The following is a 20,996-nucleotide window of genomic DNA, read 5'->3' on the forward strand; positions in this document are numbered from 1 at the left end:
ATAATTTTCATGCTTATTTATTAACAAAAATTAATATGTATAAAATATTTTTATTAAATTATCATAATTAGCAAGCATATTCATAATTTAGAATAAATATTAAGAATAAAATAGTAATTAGAGAAATATGTAACGTATTAAAAATTAGCCAATTAATCACTTTCCTGAGATATTGTTTTATGAGCTAGATTTTCAGCAACGGCCATAATTGAATTCTTCACCTTAAGCTTTTCGAGAATATTCTGGCGGTGGCGGTTCACCGTATTAATGCTTATAGAAAGTAAACCTGCAATTTCTTTACTGATAAAACCTTCTCCGATGTACTTCAAAACCTCCAGTTCCCTTTTGGTGAGAATATTTTTGTAAACAAGCTCATCCTCCGAAATTATCTTGCCTTTTACCGAATTTACGATTAAAAATTCTGAGTTCTTAACGGATGGCCCCAAATCTATATTATACAAACAAAGCGCAAACCTAAGCTTTGTATTTTCCGGCGAATAGAAATAAAACATCCTGTGTTTTACGAATTTGTAAGTATCTCCCTTCCCTTTCATGCGTAGTCTTGATAAAACACTGAAATCCGAACGATCTTCAGGTTTCATGGTTTCCAGCAGCTCAAAAAACCGAAGCTCATGAATATATTTTTTTATTTTATCATCAGGATGTATTTTCTTCAGAATCTCCTCTTCCCAAATTGAATCAATTACTGCTGGATTTTCATTAAAATATAAGCCCAACTCTACCGCAGTCTTTGATGAGAAGATAAAACTTTTATTGTACTGCATATCGCTTAAAACTGCCAGACAATGTTCGGTTTTTACATACCCCAATGCGATATTTTTGTATACCTCTATATCCAGAAGACATTTTCGCCCATGATCTTTTTTGAGCAGCGTTTTGTTAAGCGTATGCACAATTTCCATAAAAATGGTTATTTATAAGTATTGGATGGAGATCTGTTTTAATTTTACATTTGCTAAAATAAGAATAATTCACAAAGATAACCCCAAAAGACAGCATGAAGAGAATATTTTTAGTTGTATGCACGTTATTCGTTTTTCAGAAGAATACTGCGCAGACTTTAGAGAAAATGACATGGTTTAACGAACCCGAAAAATGGGAAATCAAAAACAATACTTTATCTATGTCTGTAACGCCGCAAAGTGACTATTGGAGGATTTCACATTATGGTTTTACCGTTGATGATGCTCCGTTTTTATACAATATTTACGGAGGGGAATTTGAAGCTAAAGTAAAGATTACCGGAAATTATAAGGCAAGATTCGACCAAATGGGTCTTATGCTGAGAATTGATAAGGAAAATTATATTAAAGCTGGAATTGAATTTGTAGACGGGAAATACAACCTGAGTACGGTGGTTACCCATAAAACAAGCGACTGGAGCGTTATTACTTTAGAAAAAATTCCGTCTGAAATATGGATAAAGGCAGTGAGAAGGTTAGACGCGGTGGAAGTTTTTTATTCTTTTGATGATAAAAACTATATCATGATGCGAAATGCCCATCTTCAGGACAATTCTCCGGTGATGGTCGGTTTAATGGCAGCCTGTCCTGATGGTAACGGCTTTACCGCCACTTTTGAAAACTTTAAAGTAAAACATTTACCGGATGAACGCCGACTGAAATGGCTTGAAAACAACAAATAATTATATACTGCTGATGTACCTCTCTTTAATGGAGAGGTTTTTTATTTATTAAATAATTAAACTTAAATGATGTAATAAAAAAGGCTGAAAGCTTTTATGGGAACGCTTCGTTTCAGCCTTTTGCATTTGTCCTTTTAGAATGTATCGTTGTAATCTTTTTCTTCAAGTTTGCGTAAAAAGTTATCTGTAATATTCGATCAACAGGAATATATTTCAACAGAAACAAATTCACTATAAATAGAATTATTACGACAAAGATAGATTTTTTTTCTATGCAAACGAAATATTATTTATCTAAAAATACTAAAGGGATACCACAAAATTAATAATGATAATAAGTTTTTAAGTTAAATATTACATTTTTACAGCTTTTTATTACAATTTTTCAATACATTTAAAAAAAATATAGAATTTGGTTAGATATTTGAATTAAGCAAATTATACCAGACCGAGGATTGATACTGAATATCTGGTACACCAGCCACTTAAAATACATAATTATGACTACGCACTTTACATCTTCACAGGACAGCCTGATCAAGGTACTCAGAAAGTCCTTTTCGATTCCCGTCAAGTGATCTCAGATTATCATATTATTAAGTCATTCACCATTTCGCATTCACCAAAAAACCTTTACGATCATGATTTTTGAAGATGACCATTCTATACTACAGGATAACCACAACCTTTCGTATGTAAAAAATACCATCAATTTCCACGGGGATAAATCTTTCATTCTAAATTCTTTACAAAAGATAAAGAATAATACGTTGTGCAAGATCAAAAGAAAAACCATTAATAAACTGATTAAAGAATACACCCACCATTTGAATCAATACATTGAAAATGAAGACATCAACTCTAAGCCTGAAAACTATGAGCTTTCACCGGTTTATGCCAGACAATCTTACAATAAAGTGGTAAAAGAAGATGAATACCTGCAAAAGGTCCTTACATTTTTAATGAATCAGTAGAAGTCTTTCTTCCTCCAGATCAATTTTCAGGAGATGCCTGCGGATAATATCTTCATCGAAATGCTGCTTTTCGTCATGATTCTGTGCTATAAGCCAGGCTCTCTGCACATTAAGCACATCAAGATACGCCGTTTTGATCTCGGGGGAAAGCTTAATATCGGATTCCCCTTTAATTTTTCCACGCCATTTTTCATGAATCTGCTGAAGAAAAGGACTTTTCTCTAAAAGTTCAGCATGGTTAATCTTCATGTGGTCTAAAGTAAGCTTCGCCATTTCCTGCCGGATCAGGTCTTCTGCTTCATCATCTGGCAGATGGTCATCGTACGACGGCATATTTATTTTTTTAATCAGATAAGGCAAAGTAAGCCCCTGAACCACCAAAGTGGTAAGAATAACAATAAAAGTAATGAACAGCACCAGATTTCTCTGTGGAAAATCCGGTCCACCTTCGTGCAGCTTTACAGGAATTGACAATGCCGCAGCCAGCGAAACTACGCCGCGCATTCCTGTCCAACCCAGAATTCCAGGAATTTTAAAGCCCGGATTTCTTGTATCTGCAACAGTAATGAAATTTCTTGCAATGAGCGTAATGACTACTGCTCCATAAGCCGATAAAATCCTTACAATTACTAAAACAAGAGTAATTAACAAACCATATCCTATGGCTGCTGAAACACTTACGCCTTCAAGACCGGATGTAATTTCGGGAAGATCGAGACCGATGAGAATGAAAACCAATCCATTCAGCACAAAAGCCAGACTTTCCCATACATTTATTCCTCTGAGTCGAGAAGATGTACTGAGAAAATTGTGGCGGTTATTGGATAAAAGCAGACCTCCGCTTACAACAGCCAAAACTCCCGAGCTGTGAGTCTCCTCCGCAGCGATATACATGAGATAAGGCGCAACAATCGTAAGAATGGTATCCATATTTGCATCTGTAGGAAGGATTTTCTGACCTTTCATAAAAAGCCAGCCAATCAGAAGTCCGATCCCAATCCCGCCAATCAGCATCCATGAAAAACTCAGCACCGCATCGTGCCAGATAAATTGTCCTGTTGCCACCGCAATCATGGCAAATCTGAAAATAATTAATGAAGAAGCGTCATTCAGCAGACTTTCACCTTCTAAAATTGATGACATTCTTTTCGGAACTTTTACAAATTTTAAAATCGCACCAGCACTCACCGCATCAGGAGGCGAAACGATCCCACCTAATAAAAAACCCAGTGCAAGAGAAAAACCGGGAATAAAATGATTCGCCACAAAAGCTACTGTTGTAGCTGTGAGAAATACGACTACAAATGCAAAGCTTCCTATGATCCTCCTCCATTTCCAAAGCTCTTTCCATGAAATTGCCCACGCAGCTTCATACAGCAAAGGCGGAAGAAATATGATAAAAATTAGCTCCGGGTCTATCCTTATCACAGGAATATCCGGAATAAAACTGATGAGCAGACCGGCGATGACAAGCAATACCGGGTAAGCCACTTTTATCTTATTGGCCAGCATGATCAGCAGGACAATGGCAATAACAAGAGATAAATAGAAAGGAAAGTTTTCGATCATTGAGAGTTTTGTTTTCAGATTTAAATATACACATAAACCCAAATTATTAAAATCGTTCTGCTTCAAAATTATTTTTCTAAAAGCACTAAAATAATTTATATGTCACTAAAATTAGATTAAATAAAAACAGGAAAAGATAAAATACCACACAAGTACCACATATTTAACTTTGTGTAAATTTTAACAGATTCGCTTTAAACAGCACCAGCAAAAGGAAAGATAATATTTAATATGATTTTTGCCAGTTTTATTAATACAAAATTCAAATATTATTCAATACATAAGGCATGGTATTTGTAATTCTTTATTTACCAAACATTCACTCATTTTAGAATAATAACTTAACACACACAAAATATTATGAACGTTGCAGATCTAAAAATTAAAAATTTAGTGGAATACAGAAATCATATTTATAATATTACTGAAATATTCCAGGATAATGAAAAAGATTATTTTGTAAAAATTGAAAATGACGTACACAGCTTTTCAGTTCCGGCGAAAGCTATAAAGCCGATACACATTACGGAAGAATGGCTTGAAAAATTCGGATTTTCAAGAACATACAGCTCTGAGCAGCGTATACGATATGAAAGACCGGAACCGTTTATTAAATACGATATAGATTTGGATTCAAGAAAAATTGTTGACGGTTTAAAAATTTATGGAAATTCTATCCGATGTAAATACATTCATGAATTTCAGAATATTTTTTCATGCCTGTTCGGTAAAGAGCCGACTGCAATGAATTATGGATTAATACACACCGAATCTTAATAGTAATATATTTTTCATTAAAAACCACAACTGTACGGTTGTGGTTTTTGCTTTATCTATTTCTGCTATTTTCTTAATGGTCTGAAAGCTGCACGAAGTTCTTCCGCAAACAGTTGAGGCTCCTCCCATGAAGCAAAGTGACCGCCTTTTTGTACTTCGTTAAAATAATTTAAAGTAGGATAAGCTTTTTCAGCCCAAGATTTCGGAGCCTGATAAATTTCTCCGGGAAATACCGTTATTGCAACAGGTACTCTAATTTCCTGCGTTCTCTGCTCTACCACATTGAAGTTGTTATTATTGTTTTCCCAATACAGCTGTGCCGAAGAATTTCCTGTGTTGGTAAGCCAATACAATGTGATGTCATCCAGCATTTCATCTTTGGTTAAAGATTTCTCGGCATTGCCTCCGCTATCAGTCCACTCATTAAACTTATCTAAGAAAAATGCAGCCAAAGCCACGGGAGAATCCGTAAGACCATACCCTAAAGTCTGCGGACGGGTTACCATCATTCCTGCGTATCCGCCTCCTTTTGTATATAATTTATTCAGAGAATTGAAGGCTGCTTTTTCTTTTGCTGATAAGTTTTCCGGAGCTGTACCACCAGATTTTAAAATATCTGCCACTTTCGAAGGAACCGTTGCCGGCATGTTGACATGAATTCCTAATAAGCCTTCCGGAGCCTGACGTCCCATGGCATCAGCCACCACTGCTCCCCAGTCTCCACCCTGAGAAACGTAGTGATGATATCCCAAACGTTTCATCAGAACATCCCACGCCTTTCCCATTTTCTCGACTCCCCAGCCTGTTTGTACAGGTTTTTCTGAGAAACCGTAGCCCGGCATGGAAGGGATAACCACATCGAATGCATCCTCCGCTTTTCCACCATATTTCGTAGGATTGGTAAGCGGATCGATTGCTTTTATCATTTCAAAAACAGATCCCGGCCAGCCGTGGGTAATGATTAAGGGCATTGCATTTTTATGTTTCGAACGGACATGAATAAAATGAATATTTAAACCATCAATATTGGTTGTAAACTGAGGAAATGAATTGAGTTTTGCTTCCGCTTTATGCCAATCGTAATTTGTTGCCCAATATTTTACAAGCCCCTGGATCTGATCTAATTTCACTCCCTGAGACTGATCGGTAACGGTTTCTTTTGAAGGCCATCTTGTCATAGTAATTCTGTGCTTAAGATCTTTTAACGCCTCGTTTGAAACGCTGACATGAAATGGTTTTATATCGTCTGATTTTGTATTTTGGTTTGAATTCTGTGCAAATCCGGAAACGGCCATCAATGCTAAAATTCCGGTTACTAATCTTGTTTTGTGATTACCTGCTGTTTTCATACTTTTTAATTTAATTGTTGTTATTTTTTAAAATTTATGATGCAAAAGTATGCTCGCACAGAAAGCAATTCAATCAATAAATAGCCTAAACGGACTACCTCAACCGTGAAGCAGTCATTTTAAAAGCTGAATAAATTTCTCCGATTCTTTAATACAAAAAAGCCACAATTTTTTAGGTCGTGACTGGTCTTATTTAACAGTTAATTTGAAACTTGTTTATACTTTTTATTTAACCACAAAAGTCACAAAAGATCTAGATAATGTGTTTAAAGTTTATGATTAAACTGATGAAAAGAACACATAAGTTTTAAAAAATCTTTGATTTTTATTCTTTTGAGAGCTTTTATTATCTAATAATAATGGTATAAATATCTTTTGTGCCTTTTGTGGTTAAATTTAAAATTAGTTTAAACAAATTTTTAAATTTGAAAAAAGATTTTATTCTAAAATTTATTCTTCAATCATTACCTCCTCCAATGTTACAGGATCCGCTTCTTCCTGATATTGCTCCCATTCCTGCTCAAGCTGCTTGTTTGTTTTCATTTCTTCTTCCAATTTCAAGGTCTCCCGGTATTGTTTTGCTTCTGCCGCCAATGTCCATTTGCAGGTAATTCCGATATCATCAATATGATTTTTGATTTCATTAATTCCCAATCTGAAAAACTCTTTTCTCGGATTAATTTTATTCAGTTGGCTTTTCAGAAATTTTTTATGAAGCTGGCGTTCCAGTGCCGGAGCATCATCGGAGTAGATCATCGCATGAACATCAAATTCAAACGGTACACTGGCATCGCCTAATTCCCGAACCCTGTCCAAAGGTTCCAGACGTCTTGTCATCCCGATTTTGTAAACATTTTCACCAAAAGATCCGATGTTTGAAATAATATATACATTTCCTGATTTGGTTTGCTGTGCCATCGAAATAGCTCTTTGATTTTTCTCTTCTGCAACTATGAGTTTATTTTGTAATTCTTGCAATTGCTGCTGGAACAACAATTTCTGTTCTTCGTTTGCTCTGGCCACCTGAGATTCGGCTTTTTCGATTAACCGTTTTAACGTCAGCTCTTCTTTTTCTGCATCTTTGATGGCTTTTTCGTATTCCCTTCTTGCTTTTTCTTCTTCACGAATCTGTTCCCTGATCTGCCTTTGCTCTTCTTGCTCCTGCGACTTTAATTCCTGTGCGACCACCGCCCATTTTAATTCTTCCAGACGTGCTTCATGATAAACAGCAGATATCCTTGCTTTTCGGAATGCTTCTCCATTAAAATTCACCAACTGAAAAGCATCGTCCATTTTCTGTTTCAGAATACCGTAATTATCTTTTTTCACAGAAGATAAAATGGTTTCTACCTTTCCGTTGTAAGCATCAATGACAAAATCTATGGCGATATTTCTTCGGTATTCATCCATATATTCGCAGATTCCTGCCTGCCTGCTTGTAATCATCAATTTATTATTCTGACGAAGTTTTTTAAGGTTTTCACCTGCTTCCTTATGTGCAAAATCTTCAGCCAATTCATCCAGCAATGTATAAGTTGGAATGATATATTCGTTTCCGTAGCCTTCAATTACATTTTTCATAGCTTTAATTCTATCTGCAATTTCATTGGCTTCTCTTAGGCTTCTATAAGCATCCCCACCGATGGATTCTGCCTTGGTTTCCGCATGATCTATGATTCTTTGGGATTCTCTTACTGCATTTTCATATAATAATTCCACCTCTTTGGTTCTTTTCTCAGTATACTCTCTAGTGATTCTTCGGGATTCTTTTGCCTGCAATTGGGCATGATCCAATTCCTGCTGAGCTCTTTCCTTTAGTTTTACACTGTCTCTTTCTGCTTTTTTTAAAAGATATTCACATTCTACCTGAATATTAATAATATCCTGATATTTGCTTAATGCATCGTTTTGATTTTTTAGCTGAATATTTTTTTGATCCACCGCTCTCTTATCCATTTGAAGATTGGATAAATCGGTTCTCAGCCTCTGAATTTTGTCATGTAAAGACCTTTTATCCGAATTCAGATTGGATATTTCTGTTTTTAACTGATGAATTTCGCGATTAAGGTCAGTAATCTTTGCCTCTTTCTGTAAAAGCTCCTTTTTTGCTGTTCCTGATTTGCTGAACGCATAGAGCATCAGGACAAAGAAAATAATGATTAGTAGAATTTCCATGTTTCTTGGTTTAAATTTTAAGCCTCAATAATACTTCATTTTACCTGATATTTTTTACGGAAAACCATAAGATGGAGTTAAAAAAGCGGCGGCTTCAAATCTTTGATTTGAAGCCGCCGCTTTTTAGAATTAATTAAAAATACTACTCCGTTTCTTTATATTCCCAGACACCTGAGACCGTAAGCACTATTAATCCTGGCTGCTTTTCTCCATAGCTGAATACACATACGTATTTTGCATGACAGGAGTTACAATCGATTCTGAAATATAAAGTTGGCAGGTTATTGACGGTTAATTCCCCGAAATGCAAAAGATTTTTATTGGTTTCCGCGGCAATTCCTTTTTTTATTAATTCGTTTTTAGAAACTATTTTATCTTCATAATAGATCTGAAAAAACGGAAATCCAGATTCATAGGGTGTAATTTTCACTATATTTTCGTGGTTGCAGTTACAGCAAATGAATTTCACCTCAGCAGACTGACCGATTTCATCATTACTGAAAGTATTTTTCAGCACCGTCGCCGTTTTCCCTATGTTTATTTTTTTTGATATTGGATACATCTGAAATAATTATTGCTGAATAACCACCCCTACAGCTCCCGGATAATTTCCGCTAGGATTTTTCTTGATCGTCACTTTGATATACCCTTCCTGAGCCAGTTTATTCCATGTTTTCTGATAACCTGTTGCCGGATCGATCGGAATTTTCCACATGGTCTGCTTTCCTCTTCCCGCCTGATTGAACCACGGAATAATATCTGCAGTTTGCCCTTTGAAAGTTAATAAATTATTTAATACCTCGATTTCATAATAAAAATCATAAGTGTTTTCAGGCTTATTCAATGCTCTTTGCGTAAAAGTATACACATACCCATTGATAATCGGGCTTGTGAAACTTCCCCCCAAAGTCGGAGCTCCGGTTCCGCTGTATGTTCCGACAGCGCCACTGTATCGGTCGTATTTTTGGCCCATCGTGAACGATACATCATCGACAATATTAAATCCTCCGTTGGCAGGCGGCCATCCTCCGTTCAGGTTACTGCTTGTGAAAAGCGCTTCTAGTTCACTCCATTTCCCCCGTTTGTACAAATCGTAAATCTGACTTCTCAGCGTTGGACTTACCGTTCCTCCCGTATCATACGTTGCAGCAAGTTCGTCTGCATTATTATAAAATACGGTTGTTACTTCACTCTGTTCAGTCGGCAATTCATCATCATCTGAACTACATGCTACAGAAAAAACAGCCATTGACAGAAATAAAAAGTACTTAAAAAAATGTTTCATGTTTAATTTTTTATTATTGTTTGTTTATTATTTGTAATGTCTTTGAACTAAAAATCAGCCTTAAAATCTTTGATTTTAAGGCTGATTTTTAACTAATTAAATTTTTTATTTAACCGTTTCTGAAAATATCAATACAGTGATATTCTGAGACAATATTTTCTTTATCGAGTGGCACAATTTTCAGAAACTTTTCCCATGTATAAAATTAAAATAAATTTTTCAATTATTGGTGAATTTTATAATTAATTATTCTTCTAAACCGTTTTTAACGAATCATGGGAAAAGATAAGTCCTTCAGAAATTTCCAAAGGACTTATTAAGTCTGTTTAAACATTCACACTTTCTTCACTTAAAATTTCTCTATAAGTTTTCCAGTCTGTATATCCGTGAGAACCCAAACCATAGTGCAGATCACGGTTAGGAGGAGTCAGCTCCCAGTTATTCTGCAGACGTTCTACCAAGTCAGGATTTGAGATAAACGGTTCCCCAAAGCCGGCAATATCAATCGTTCCCGCGTTAATCAATTCTTCAGCCTTTTTTCTATCCATACTTCCAGCAAGAATAATCACTCCGTCATACCAAGATCTGAAGCGTTCTAAGAAACCCTCCGGTAGAGCATGGCTGCCTTTGGACTTCTGATCCATCAGATGAATGTATGCAATATTTCTTTTTTCTATTTCACGGGCTAAATATTGGTAGGTTTTTTCAATTTCATCATAATGTGGAAGCTCATTCAATCCTCCGTAAGGAGTCAGCCTTACCCCTACTTTGGTACTTCCGACTACCTCAATGACAGCATCTAAAGTTTCCAGTAAAAACCTGGAACGGTTTTCAATACTTCCACCATACTCGTCGGAGCGATTATTAATGAACGGGTTTAAAAACTGTTCAATTAAATATCCGTTGGCTCCATGCAGTTCTACCCCATCAAAGCCGGCTTCCATTGCATTTTTTGCAGCCATTACAAAATCATTGATAACACCTTTCACCTCTTCTGTAGAAAGCGCTCTGGGTTTGGACGCAATTACAAATCCTTCTTTGCCGTTTTCATCATATCCCCAAGCATAAGAATTTGATGCCTGAAGATCTGATGCCCCAACCGGAGCGATACCATTCGGCTGATTAGAAGTATGAGAAACTCTCCCCACATGCCAAAGCTGAGTAAAAATCAAACTGCCTTTTTCATGGACGGCTTTTGTTACTTTGTTCCAAACTTCCCTTTGTTCTTTTGTATACAGACCCGGAATATGTAAAACTCCTTTTGCCGTTTCAGAAATTGCTGTTCCTTCCGTAATGATAAGTCCGGCTCCTGAACGTTGGGCGTAGTAAAGTGCATTTTCTTCGTTCGGAATCCCGTCTGCATTTCTCGCTCTTGTCATCGGAGCCATTGAGATACGATTTTTTAATGATAAAAATCCTATTTGTGCTTTTTCAAAAATATTAGTTTCCATAATTTCTTTATTTTTAATTAAATATTTCTTTTTTGTTGAGACAAAGTTAGTGCTGTGTATAGCCTTACGAGAAGGACTCATATCACTAAAAACGTGTGAGCGAAATCACACAGAATCTATTGAAACTTTTCACCAAGATTTATTACTTTCTTAAGCCATTTCTGTCTTTGCTTATCGGTTGATTTTCTTATAAAACCAAAAGTCGAAAATTTTATCGGGTCAAAACCCACATAGCCAAAGACAATATTCTTTAGAATCTGATATTGGGAAGCACGGTAAATAAGATAAAACCACCATTTCGGGGTATCCATGGTTACCAGAAGACGCATACTTTTTCCTTTCAGTAATTTCTCCGGGAAAATTTTTCCGGAATGGTGTCTGAATGCAAAATCAGGAAGCAAAATCCTGTCGATAAAACCTTTGGTAATTGCCGGCATAAAACCCCACCAGTTGGGATAAGCAATCACGACATGATCCGCCCATTTGATGAGTTCCTGGGATTTAACCAAATCATCCTCAAGGTTCACGAACTCAGTTTTTTTGTAGCCGTCTGCAAGGTTAAGATTAAAATCCAGATCTGAGATATAAATTGTTTCAACAGTTGCTCCTTTGCTTTCCGCTCCTTTTTTATAGGCTTCGAGCAATGCATTGGAAAAGGATTCTTTGGAGGGGTGACCGAGTATTAGTACTATATTTTTCATTGCAGTATATTTTATTTATACCACAAAGTTGCAAGAGAAAAAAAGATTGTATCTGACACAAATGTGCCAAAATAAAAACCTTCAAATTAAAAATCTGAAGGTTTGATATCGATATACATTATATTTAATTGATCTTTAAATAATCCTTAATGGTTTTTAAAACGCCAAAATTATCATTTGAACAGGCTTCAAAGCTCGCTATTTTTTTTACCGACGGATGCGCATTTTGCATGGCATAAGAATATTTTGAATTTTCAAGCATTTGAATATCATTCATATAATCACCAAAAGCCATGGTCTGCTGTGGAGTAATATTCAATGCTTTTTGTAATTTTTCCAAAGCAACCCCCTTATTGATATTTTTATTCATAATATCCAGCCAATATTGCCCGGAAACTACGACTTCAAGATGATATTTCTCAAATTCTTTCAGAGCAGGATAAAGATTTATTTCCGAACCTTCCGCATGATAAACAGCAATCTTGAAAATACTGTCATCGACCGGTTCCGTCAGGTCCTCTCTCCTTTCATTATTCGTATAAAACTGCGAAATATAATCGATAAAACCCTGATTATCTGTTTCATAATACGCTTTTTTCTTTCCGGACAAAACTGCAGTAGCTCCAGGAATAGTGCGGATCGCCGTAATAATTTCTGCAATATATTTCGGATCCAGCTTGTCTGCAAAAAGTTCTTTGTTCTTATAGATCACGTAACCTCCGTTCTCTGCAATGAAGGCCATTTCGCTTTCGATATCTCCGAAATATTTTGTAATTCCCAGCATCTGTCTTCCGCTTGCAGGCACAAATAAAATATTCCTTTTTTTCAGTTCTTCATATATTTTCGGGAATTCCGGACTTACTTCATGTAAAGAATTCAGGAATGTTCCGTCCATATCTGTGACAATTAATTTGATATCTTCCATAATAAATTTGCGTGAAAATGAATCTTTTCAAGGTATAAAACTAATAAATTCATTTCTAATTTTTGTAATACTCCTTTTTATTTGACAATATTTTAACGTTTAAGCAATATCAGTTTATTCAATAAAGAAATTAAACTCTTTTCTATATTGTGACGGGCTTTTCTTAATGTATTCCTTGAAAGTTTTATTAAAATAACTGAAATTATTGAAACCCGATTCAAAACAGACTTCGGTAATGCTCAAAGGCCTTTCAGCAAGCAATTTCAGAGAATGGGTAATCCGGTATTCATTAACAAACTGTGTAAAGGTTTTATTGGTGATCTTCTTGAAATAACGGCAGAAAGAAGGCACTTTCATGTTCGCAAGATCTGCCATTTCTTCCAAGGTAATCTGTTCCTTAAAATGATCTTTTACATAATTGAAAATCAAGTTAATCCGCTCATTATCTTCAACCTGGGTCTGAAGATAATATTTCCCTGCATTCAGGATCCTGTAATCCTGCGTGGAAGCAAGAGCATCAAGGATTTCTATGAACTTAACAAGCCTTTCGAGAGAAGAAGATTCATGCATTTCGACAATTTTTTTGCCGATGCTTTTTTTTATATTTTCTGAAAATACAATCCCAGCTTTTGCTTTTTCCAGTAAATTAGAAATTCTCTGCATTTCAGGAAGCTCCCAAATGGATTCACCCAGAAAATCAGGCTTGAACTGGATTACCATTTCATAATCATTATTCGTATTTTCATTCGTCATTCCGCAATGTGGAAGATTACTGCCCATTAAGACGAGATCACCATCCGTAAAATAAGAAATATTACTCCCGATCTGCCTTTTACCGGAACCTCCACAAACGAAAATAAGTTCTACTTCAGGGTGATAATGCCAAACATGCGATTTGATATTTTCATTCCGAAGGAATTTTAAACTCGTGAAGCTGCTTCCGATATTCGGTTTTACTGCTTCAAAGGCTGGTGTTGAATGTTTCATATTATCTCATAATTTCATATACAAAATTAACAATAAATATTTAATAAATTAACTTAAAGGTTAATATTGTACATAAATATGAAAATTGTATTGTAGATTAACCGGATTATCCATTATAAATTTGCATCATAAATTATTGATAACAAAAAACTTATCATTATGAATACATTATTAAAATCTGGGTTTCTTGCAGGATTTCTTTTAATTTCAGCAAGTTTGATGAGTAAAGACAGAGATTTTTCCCTTTCTTTCGGAGCGACAACAGCAAAAACTGTAAATTTTGAAGTTCTTAATGCACAAAATATATCTTTGGTAATCTACAATGAAGCTTACGGCGAAGTATTTTCAGAAAAATTGGGAACTGAAGAATCTGTAACCAAATCATACAACCTGAGCGATCTTGCTTCAGGAATGTATTTTCTTGTAGCAGAATCTGAACAGAAGATTGAAAAATTTAAAATAAAGATTAATGCAGATAATACAGTAGACATTGAAAAAACACCTTTCGCGGAAATTAGCAAGCCTGAATATACAATGTCCGGAAGCATGGTTAAGCTTCACTTATCAGGATTAAAAGACAGTGCAAATATTTCTGTAACAGATTTTTCAGACAATATTTATTACAGCGCAACAAAAAAAGCCGTTGACGGAGACATCGATCTTACATTCGACCTTAGCCTTAAAACAGCTGATAAATATATTATCACTGTGGAAGAAGGCGGAAATGTTTTCAACAAAATCATTACTCTCAACTAAGAGAGGGCCATATATTTCCGGATTATATCGGGATTAAAATTTTACGTACAGTTAGTATTGAGGCAACTATTCTTTTTTTAAATCACGGAGAATAGGTTGCCTCAATTTTTTGTTGAAATATCTCAAAAATGAACGGATATAATTTAAAAAATACAAATCTGTACAATTTTCACATCATTTCTTCTAGATTCCTAATATTATTTTTAATTTTATATATTAATTCGCATTTTAAAATAATTTCAAGCTGTACTGTTTACTAATGATGGAAAAAGTTGTTCGATTGGTCTTTTTTTTCAGCTTATTTTTTTATTTACCGGTACTTTCTCAATCAAAAGGAATACATAAGGAATTTAAAAATAGAGTTGCTTCCAATGGTGAACTTTTTAATATGAGTATCGACAGAGCCTATCAGCAAATCAATCAGTTAATTGAAGAATCCAGAGCTTTGAAAGATTCTGTTTCCGAGATGCAGCTGCTGGAAAGAAAATGCAGATATTTTTACAGCAAAAACCAGGTCGACAGTCTCATTATTTCTTCAGAAAAGCTTCAGAAAGTTTCCAAAGAATATAATAATGTATATTATGAAGCAATGGGAAATATTTACATTGCAGAAACATATTCTGTGAATAAATTTTATGATAAAGCCATTTTTTATTTAAATAATGCTTACGAAATTCTTCAAAAGGACCAGTCTAAAAGCAAAAAGATTTTTTTTGCAAAAGCCAATGTTCTCAGCAGCTTCGCCAATGTATATTTAGATAAGAACGAACCACGAAATGCAGCCAGGAAACTCCTTGAGGAAATAAAAAGCGGAAACGAATTGAAAGATCCTAAGGAATTTGCAAGTTTTCAGTATCTGAATTATGCCAATCTTTCTAATATTTATCTGCTTTATAACCTGGATTCCGCCTATTTCTATGCTCAAAAATCTATTCATATAAAGCCTGCTGACATTACGGAAGACAAATCCATGATCGACAATTATAATGTAATTGGCGAATACTATAAAAAAAGAAAGGATTACAGCAACTCAATCAAAAATTTTCATGAGGCTTTAAAGATCAGTAAAAGAATAGGAATCGACCTGAATATCAATAACGTTAATAAATCCCTGAAAGAAATTTATCAGCTGACGAACCAGAAAGACAGTGTTATTTTTTATGAGAATAAAATTAAACAATATGAACTTCAGCTGCTTCAGAGCAAATACAATTCTCTGCAGGAAGTCATCAGTAAAGATCAAAAGGAACAAAGCAGATCTTCCGGCAGAAACCTTTTGCTTTGGGGAATTTCATTGGTTCTGTTAATCGGTTGCGCTCTGTTTTTCTACTTTAAATTCAAAAAGAAAAAAACAACTCAGATTAATCACAATCTGCAGGAAACTTACAGCCAGCTGATCACTTTACTTCAGAACAATGATCCGGGCTTCATGTTTTCCTTTGAAAATGCTTTTCCCTTATTTTCAGGGAAACTCCTAAAATTAAATCCTGAACTTCAACAATCGGAGATTGAATTTTGCGCTCTTTTAAAGTTAAAATTAACGACAAAAGAGATCGCAAAATATACATTTATAGAAACCCGAACGGTTCAGAATAAAAAATACAGACTCCGAAAAAAGCTTGAAATTCCTCAATCGGTTGATATTTATAATTGGATCGACGGAATTTAATTCTTACACAATTCATTTAAATTTCCGGTTTCACAATTATTAATATTTCAACATTTACTTTAAAATAATATTAAATAATCAATACTTAAAAACAATTATACAATTGCTAAAGAATTAATATTTTTGTTTAATATTCTGAATTCAAAATCATTCTAATTTATAGATTTCACATAAAAACACTGCAAATACCTTAAAAAGTATGTAATGAGTATGTGTTTTTTTGATAAAAATGTTGCCAAACTAGTGTTTATTTCAGGCAAACAATAAATTTGTTGATAGTTCTTCACCAAAAGAATCCGTCCGAAAATCACAATTTATTAAAACTAAAAATCTGTAAAAATTTTCACACTTTTTTAAACATTCTTTATTATGAAAAACACCTCTATTTTTAATTTCAGAAAGACTTTTATGGTTTGTGGAATTGCAATGAATGCTTTACTATTTTCCCAGCAATGGAATGATGTTGGTTCTTCAGCAATTGTTTCCGCCGGAGGCAGCGGCTATAATAATTTAGCAGTTGATGCTTCGGGAAATTACTACCTTTCTTATTATGATGTTTCCGTAGCAAAAGGCTCGGTACAGAAATTCGACGGAAGTTCATGGTCATATCTTGGAGGTTCTCCCGGAATTACAACAGGCATAGCCACTTTCAGTTCTCTTACTCTTGATGCACAGGGAACTGTTTATTACAGCAACCAGGCAAGTTATCCTTCTACCGGACTTGAATTAAGGAAATTCAGCAGCGGATCCTGGAGTGCGATGCCTTCAGCTACAACAGCAAGTGTAACCTATCAGGCGATAGCAGTTTCTCCATCCAATACACTTTTTGCCTACAGTTCAGACGGCTCGGGAACCGTAAGAAGATACAATAACGGAACCTGGGAACAGGTTGGAAATGCAGGATTTGCAGGAGGTGCGACGTATGCAAAAATGGTCATTGGCACAGATAATAATATCTATACCTGTCAGCTTTCAGGAGGCGCTAAAGTTTATAAGATCAGCACCAATGCTTCATCTACAGATTCGTGGACACTTTTGGGTGGAGCTGCGGCCGGAACTGCCTACAGTTCAGATAATTCTTATTCTGACATCGCTTTAGACAACAATAATGTTCCTTACATTGTATATGTTTCCAGCAGCGCAGAAGGAAAAAAATTAAACGTTAAAAAATTCAACGGAACTTCCTGGGTACAGATCGGGGCGGCCAATTTTTCAGACAGTGTTGTCAACAATACAGCAATTACGGTGTCTCCAAGCGGCACACCTTATGTGGTTGCAAGTGTTTGGGATAGCTCAAATCCAAATCATGGAAGAAATACGGTTTACAAATTCAACTCTGGAACCGGAAACTGGGACAAAGTAGGCGGCGATTTTGTTTCTGCAGGAGCATCTACCTTCAGCGACATCGCTTTTGATGCGGCCAACAATTATCTGGTCCTTGCCTATTCCGACGGCGGAACAAGAGTGAAAAGAATTTCCCTCAATGTACTTTCAGTTAATGATGTTAAAAATAAAGACAGCTTCGGAGTTTATCCGAATCCTACAAGCGGGATTATTTATTTTAAAGATGAAAGAAAAATAAAATCCGTTGAAGTTACAAATACAGTCGGACAAATTATCACAGCAAAAATCACCGATCAGCAAATTGATATTTCCGATGCTCCGAAAGGAGTTTATTTTGTAAAAGTAACATTTGAAAATGGAAAAAGCGCAGTAAAAAAGATCATAAAAAAATAGATGATTTGAATTAAATCATTAATAATTAGTAAATAAAGTTAGGGATGCCTGGGAATTTCATTTTGAAGTTCTCAGGCTTTTTTAAATTTCAACACCGCTATATATCAATTAATACCCAAAAGCGACATGAATCAGAGTAATCTTTATTTAAAATAATTCCAAATTATGTGAAAATAAATTAATGTAAAATCTTTTATTTAAAAGCATTTCGAAAGTTTTATTAAAAATAAGACAAAAATTTAATTTTAAAAATTAAGTAGAAATACTGAAATTTATACAACAAGATCTGATTAATTTTGGATAAACAAAAAACTGATACGATATGGATAATTTAAAAAGCAAAAAACCATTTCTGATAAATGAAATGGCTTCTAAAGTGGTATCCCGGAGAATCTGACAGAATCAAGCAGAACAACAATTTCCTTACACGGGAAACTGAAATACTTTAACCATTAAAATTCAACGAAATGATTATCAACAAAATCCTCAACGTCGACGATTACTATTTCGACGTGTTCATGTCGATTTCAGAATCCCTCACTGGATTTTCCGTGAACGAACTGCAGTCTACAGGATTAGCCGAGATTTATTACAAGCACATTCTTGGTCAGATCGAAACCGCTACTTTCATCGAATTTCTGAATATTTCTAAAAATGTTCTCGAAAACTCTTACAGCCAGGATCAACTGAAAAATGCTATTACCGCCGAAATCCTTTCCAATCCCGCCACTCAGGAAATCGCACAGAGCGTGATCACACTTTGGTACATGGGAACCTGGGAAGGCGCTTATGTAAATGATTTGTCTTACAAAGAAGGCCTTGTCTGGAACGTCATGCACGCTCATCCACCGGGAGCAAAACAGCCCGGCTTTAAATCCTGGAGTGTTAAACCTGTAAACAGCAACTCATGAATCAGACAGAAAAACCTCAGCTAAAAAAAGATGTCATTATCGTAGGGACGGGAATCGCGGGATCTTTGATCGCCAAACTTTTAACAGACCACGTTTTTGATAATGATACAAAAAAAATGATCCACCGTTCTGAAATGGATGATTCAAAAACGTATAAAGAATTATCAATCCTGATGTACGAAGCCGGATTAGAAGCCGGACTGGAGCTGGATTCCGCATCATCAATGGTAAATTACAATGATTATATCCGTAAATTTTACATGGAAGAAGCAAAAGTTCCGAATTCGCCTTATCCGGATCTGAAGCAGGCACCTTCCCCGAATGTTTTGGATATGCAGCCAATCGTTCCGCCGTTTCCGGACAAAAAAGGATATTTGGTACAGTTTGGTCCGATGCCTTTTGCAAGTGATGCGATCCGTGTTGGAGGCGGCACTACCCTTCACTGGCTGGGAACAACACCGAGAATGCTTCCGAATGACTTCAGATTAAAGGAAAAATACGGCCGAGCCATGGACTGGCCGATCGATTATGACACTTTGAAGCCCTATTATGAAATGGCTGAATTTGAGATCGGAGTTTCGGGAAATGTGGCAGCGCAGGAATATCCTATTAAAGAAAGCATGGAAGAATATTACGGTAAAGATTATGTCTTCCCGATGGATGAAATTCCGCAAAGTTACATGGATCAGCAGATTATTAACGGATTGGCAGGAACTTCTGTTCAATTAAATTTTGAAGAGATTCCGTTGATGATGGTTCCGTCGCCACAGGGAAGAAATTCAACGCCAAATATTGCTTACGGAAAAGCAAAATTAATTAAAGCAAATTCTTCGGAATCAGGATATAAATTATCATTAAACAATATCGAAAACGAAGACTATAAAGCTCTTGGTGCAGTCTGGAATCCTTATCAGGGAGAACGCTGCGAAGGAAATGCTTCGTGCGTTCCAATTTGTCCGGTTCAGGCAAAATATAACGCATTGAAAACGTTGAAAAAGGCTTTATACAAAGTCAATAAAAACGAAAACTTACAGAGAAATCCTCACATTCAGGTTCAGGCGCAGAGTGTGGTTTACAGATTAAGTGTAGATCAGGCGAATCAGGACAAAATCTCAAAAGTTCATTTGAGAAGATATATTTCTAAAGAAAAAACAGATTTTGTTGAAGAAGTAATCGACACCACCGAATCTATCGTAATTCTTGCCGCCAATGCTTTTGAAAATCCTAAAATCCTTTTAAATTCAAAATATACCGTTATCCAGGACGGGCAAAAAATTGAGAAAACCGTAGCCAACAACAGCGATCAGGTTGGAAGAAACTTGATGGACCATATGGTTATGCTGACCTGGGGATTGTTTCCCGATCCAATTTATTCTTACAGAGGTCCCGGTTCTACGACCAATATTTCGTCTTTCCGCGACGGGAATTTCAGAAGCGAATTTTCTGCGTGGATCTCTCCTCTCGACAATTGGGGATGGAGCTGGCCGACATTTTCGCCCGGATCCGATCTTTCAGAATTTCTAAGTGAAGGACTTTTCGGGGAAGATCTGAAAGAAGCTTTGGCTTACAGACTTTCGAGACAGGTTTTATTCCATTTCGAAATTGAGCAGCTACCCAATCCAAATAACAGAGTAACCATTAATAATGAATATCTTGATGTTTTGGGAATTCCGCGTCCTGTGATCAATTATGAATTAACGGATTACGAAAAAAGAGCGATGGAACAGGCAAAACTGGCATCAGACCAGATGTTTGAAAGATTAGGCATTGATGATTTCACGAAATACAACGCGACAGACAACAACACCTTCGTTTACAACAACGTAAGATATTCTTACAACGGAGCAGGACACATTGTGGGAACTCACAGAATGGGGCACAACGCGTCAGATTCTGTAACCGACAGCTATTGCAAAGCATGGGATCACCCGAATTTATACATTGTCGGCGCAGGAAACATGACGACTTTGGGAACCTCGAACCCGACTTTAACCTTATCAGCATTCACCATCCGTTCGGTAGAATCCATTCTGAAAGACCTGGAAACCATTTTAAAATAGAAAA

Annotated in this window: 18 protein-coding genes; 8 read left to right on the forward strand and 10 right to left on the reverse strand. The window is 35.7% G+C overall.

The window, feature by feature from the left end:
• Positions 1 to 152: 152 nt before the first annotated feature.
• Positions 153 to 923, reverse strand: coding sequence for a response regulator transcription factor (locus BUA89_RS14535; protein ID WP_072959434.1), 771 nt, complete (start codon positions 921 to 923; stop codon positions 153 to 155).
• A 95-nt stretch (positions 924 to 1,018) separates the two neighbouring features.
• On the opposite strand from BUA89_RS14535, the gene BUA89_RS14540 reads away from it, so the two are divergent.
• Entirely contained in the window at positions 1,019 to 1,666 is a 648-nt protein-coding gene (locus tag BUA89_RS14540; protein ID WP_072959438.1) for a DUF1349 domain-containing protein, read from the forward strand.
• A 641-nt stretch (positions 1,667 to 2,307) separates the two neighbouring features.
• Positions 2,308 to 2,640, forward strand: coding sequence for a hypothetical protein (locus tag BUA89_RS14545; RefSeq protein WP_072959441.1), 333 nt, complete (start codon positions 2,308 to 2,310; stop codon positions 2,638 to 2,640).
• Here BUA89_RS14545 and BUA89_RS14550 read toward each other — a convergent pair.
• On the reverse strand, positions 2,626 to 4,209 hold the full coding sequence (locus BUA89_RS14550; protein WP_072959444.1) for a Na+/H+ antiporter: 1,584 nt from the start codon (positions 4,207 to 4,209) through the stop codon (positions 2,626 to 2,628). The genes BUA89_RS14545 and BUA89_RS14550 overlap by 15 nt on opposite strands.
• 360 nt (positions 4,210 to 4,569) lie before the next feature.
• Between BUA89_RS14550 and BUA89_RS14555 the strand changes: the two genes are divergently transcribed.
• The gene (locus BUA89_RS14555; RefSeq protein ID WP_072959448.1) at positions 4,570 to 4,986 is read left to right on the forward strand and encodes a hypothetical protein; all 417 of its coding nucleotides are present in this window, start codon (positions 4,570 to 4,572) and stop codon (positions 4,984 to 4,986) included.
• 65 nt (positions 4,987 to 5,051) lie between these two features.
• Here the strand turns inward: BUA89_RS14555 and BUA89_RS14560 are convergent, their stop codons facing one another.
• The 8 genes from BUA89_RS14560 to BUA89_RS14595 form a co-directional block, all read right to left on the reverse strand.
• Positions 5,052 to 6,335, reverse strand: a complete 1,284-nt coding sequence (locus BUA89_RS14560) for an epoxide hydrolase family protein (protein ID WP_072959451.1) — start codon at positions 6,333 to 6,335, stop codon at positions 5,052 to 5,054.
• A gap of 450 nt (positions 6,336 to 6,785) precedes the next feature.
• Positions 6,786 to 8,510 carry an SNIPE associated domain-containing protein gene (locus BUA89_RS14565; RefSeq protein ID WP_143152349.1) on the reverse strand — a complete coding sequence of 575 codons (1,725 nt, stop codon included), beginning with the start codon at positions 8,508 to 8,510 and terminating at the stop codon, positions 6,786 to 6,788.
• Positions 8,511 to 8,652: 142 nt separating this feature from the next.
• Entirely contained in the window at positions 8,653 to 9,072 is a 420-nt protein-coding gene (locus BUA89_RS14570) for a hypothetical protein (RefSeq protein ID WP_072959455.1), read from the reverse strand.
• Positions 9,073 to 9,081: 9 nt separating this feature from the next.
• Positions 9,082 to 9,795 carry a glycohydrolase toxin TNT-related protein gene (locus BUA89_RS14575; protein WP_072959458.1) on the reverse strand — a complete coding sequence of 238 codons (714 nt, stop codon included), beginning with the start codon at positions 9,793 to 9,795 and terminating at the stop codon, positions 9,082 to 9,084.
• A 326-nt stretch (positions 9,796 to 10,121) separates the two neighbouring features.
• The gene (locus BUA89_RS14580; protein ID WP_072959670.1) at positions 10,122 to 11,246 is read right to left on the reverse strand and encodes an alkene reductase; all 1,125 of its coding nucleotides are present in this window, start codon (positions 11,244 to 11,246) and stop codon (positions 10,122 to 10,124) included.
• Positions 11,247 to 11,362: 116 nt separating this feature from the next.
• Complete coding sequence (locus BUA89_RS14585; protein ID WP_072959461.1) at positions 11,363 to 11,947, reverse strand: NAD(P)H-dependent oxidoreductase; 585 nt, start codon at positions 11,945 to 11,947, stop codon at positions 11,363 to 11,365.
• Between the two features lie 124 nt (positions 11,948 to 12,071).
• Positions 12,072 to 12,872 (reverse strand): Cof-type HAD-IIB family hydrolase, encoded by an 801-nt coding sequence (locus tag BUA89_RS14590; RefSeq protein ID WP_072959465.1) that lies wholly within the window; start codon positions 12,870 to 12,872, stop codon positions 12,072 to 12,074.
• 114 nt (positions 12,873 to 12,986) lie between these two features.
• Complete coding sequence (locus tag BUA89_RS14595; protein ID WP_072959468.1) at positions 12,987 to 13,859, reverse strand: AraC family transcriptional regulator; 873 nt, start codon at positions 13,857 to 13,859, stop codon at positions 12,987 to 12,989.
• A gap of 159 nt (positions 13,860 to 14,018) precedes the next feature.
• Here BUA89_RS14595 and BUA89_RS14600 point away from each other — a divergent pair, with 159 nt between their 5' ends.
• The 5 genes from BUA89_RS14600 (at position 14,019) to BUA89_RS14620 (ending at position 20,992) form a co-directional block, all read left to right on the forward strand.
• Positions 14,019 to 14,615 carry a T9SS type A sorting domain-containing protein gene (locus BUA89_RS14600; RefSeq protein ID WP_072959472.1) on the forward strand — a complete coding sequence of 199 codons (597 nt, stop codon included), beginning with the start codon at positions 14,019 to 14,021 and terminating at the stop codon, positions 14,613 to 14,615.
• 259 nt (positions 14,616 to 14,874) lie between these two features.
• Positions 14,875 to 16,284 carry a helix-turn-helix domain-containing protein gene (locus BUA89_RS14605; protein ID WP_178362464.1) on the forward strand — a complete coding sequence of 470 codons (1,410 nt, stop codon included), beginning with the start codon at positions 14,875 to 14,877 and terminating at the stop codon, positions 16,282 to 16,284.
• 369 nt (positions 16,285 to 16,653) lie between these two features.
• A complete protein-coding gene (locus tag BUA89_RS14610) occupies positions 16,654 to 18,021 on the forward strand; it encodes a T9SS type A sorting domain-containing protein (RefSeq protein WP_072959479.1) in 1,368 nt (455 codons plus the stop codon).
• A 467-nt stretch (positions 18,022 to 18,488) separates the two neighbouring features.
• Positions 18,489 to 18,932, forward strand: coding sequence for a hypothetical protein (locus BUA89_RS14615; protein ID WP_072959483.1), 444 nt, complete (start codon positions 18,489 to 18,491; stop codon positions 18,930 to 18,932).
• On the forward strand, positions 18,929 to 20,992 hold the full coding sequence (locus BUA89_RS14620) for a GMC oxidoreductase (RefSeq protein WP_072959486.1): 2,064 nt from the start codon (positions 18,929 to 18,931) through the stop codon (positions 20,990 to 20,992). Before BUA89_RS14615 ends, BUA89_RS14620 begins: the two co-directional genes overlap by 4 nt.
• Positions 20,993 to 20,996 lie beyond the last annotated feature (4 nt).

It is taken from the genome of Chryseobacterium arachidis, from assembly GCF_900129245.1.
GTDB lineage: Bacteria > Bacteroidota > Bacteroidia > Flavobacteriales > Weeksellaceae > Chryseobacterium > Chryseobacterium arachidis.

Bases quoted from the DNA above. Each gene is read 5' to 3' on its own strand.
- BUA89_RS14535 (WP_072959434.1), bottom strand. From the start codon at position 923: ATGGAAATTGTGCATACGCTTAACAAAACGCTGCTCAAAAAAGATCAT.
- BUA89_RS14545 (WP_072959441.1), top strand. From the start codon at position 2,308: ATGATTTTTGAAGATGACCATTCTATACTACAGGATAACCACAACCTT.
- BUA89_RS14565 (WP_143152349.1), bottom strand. From the start codon at position 8,510: ATGGAAATTCTACTAATCATTATTTTCTTTGTCCTGATGCTCTATGCG.
- BUA89_RS14600 (WP_072959472.1), top strand. From the start codon at position 14,019: ATGAATACATTATTAAAATCTGGGTTTCTTGCAGGATTTCTTTTAATT.
- BUA89_RS14555 (WP_072959448.1), top strand. From the start codon at position 4,570: ATGAACGTTGCAGATCTAAAAATTAAAAATTTAGTGGAATACAGAAAT.
- BUA89_RS14605 (WP_178362464.1), top strand. From the start codon at position 14,875: ATGATGGAAAAAGTTGTTCGATTGGTCTTTTTTTTCAGCTTATTTTTT.
- BUA89_RS14570 (WP_072959455.1), bottom strand. From the start codon at position 9,072: ATGTATCCAATATCAAAAAAAATAAACATAGGGAAAACGGCGACGGTG.
- BUA89_RS14550 (WP_072959444.1), bottom strand. From the start codon at position 4,209: ATGATCGAAAACTTTCCTTTCTATTTATCTCTTGTTATTGCCATTGTC.
- BUA89_RS14590 (WP_072959465.1), bottom strand. From the start codon at position 12,872: ATGGAAGATATCAAATTAATTGTCACAGATATGGACGGAACATTCCTG.
- BUA89_RS14620 (WP_072959486.1), top strand. From the start codon at position 18,929: ATGAATCAGACAGAAAAACCTCAGCTAAAAAAAGATGTCATTATCGTA.
- BUA89_RS14560 (WP_072959451.1), bottom strand. From the start codon at position 6,335: ATGAAAACAGCAGGTAATCACAAAACAAGATTAGTAACCGGAATTTTA.
- BUA89_RS14540 (WP_072959438.1), top strand. From the start codon at position 1,019: ATGAAGAGAATATTTTTAGTTGTATGCACGTTATTCGTTTTTCAGAAG.
- BUA89_RS14595 (WP_072959468.1), bottom strand. From the start codon at position 13,859: ATGAAACATTCAACACCAGCCTTTGAAGCAGTAAAACCGAATATCGGA.
- BUA89_RS14580 (WP_072959670.1), bottom strand. From the start codon at position 11,246: ATGGAAACTAATATTTTTGAAAAAGCACAAATAGGATTTTTATCATTA.
- BUA89_RS14615 (WP_072959483.1), top strand. From the start codon at position 18,489: ATGATTATCAACAAAATCCTCAACGTCGACGATTACTATTTCGACGTG.
- BUA89_RS14610 (WP_072959479.1), top strand. From the start codon at position 16,654: ATGAAAAACACCTCTATTTTTAATTTCAGAAAGACTTTTATGGTTTGT.
- BUA89_RS14585 (WP_072959461.1), bottom strand. From the start codon at position 11,947: ATGAAAAATATAGTACTAATACTCGGTCACCCCTCCAAAGAATCCTTT.
- BUA89_RS14575 (WP_072959458.1), bottom strand. From the start codon at position 9,795: ATGAAACATTTTTTTAAGTACTTTTTATTTCTGTCAATGGCTGTTTTT.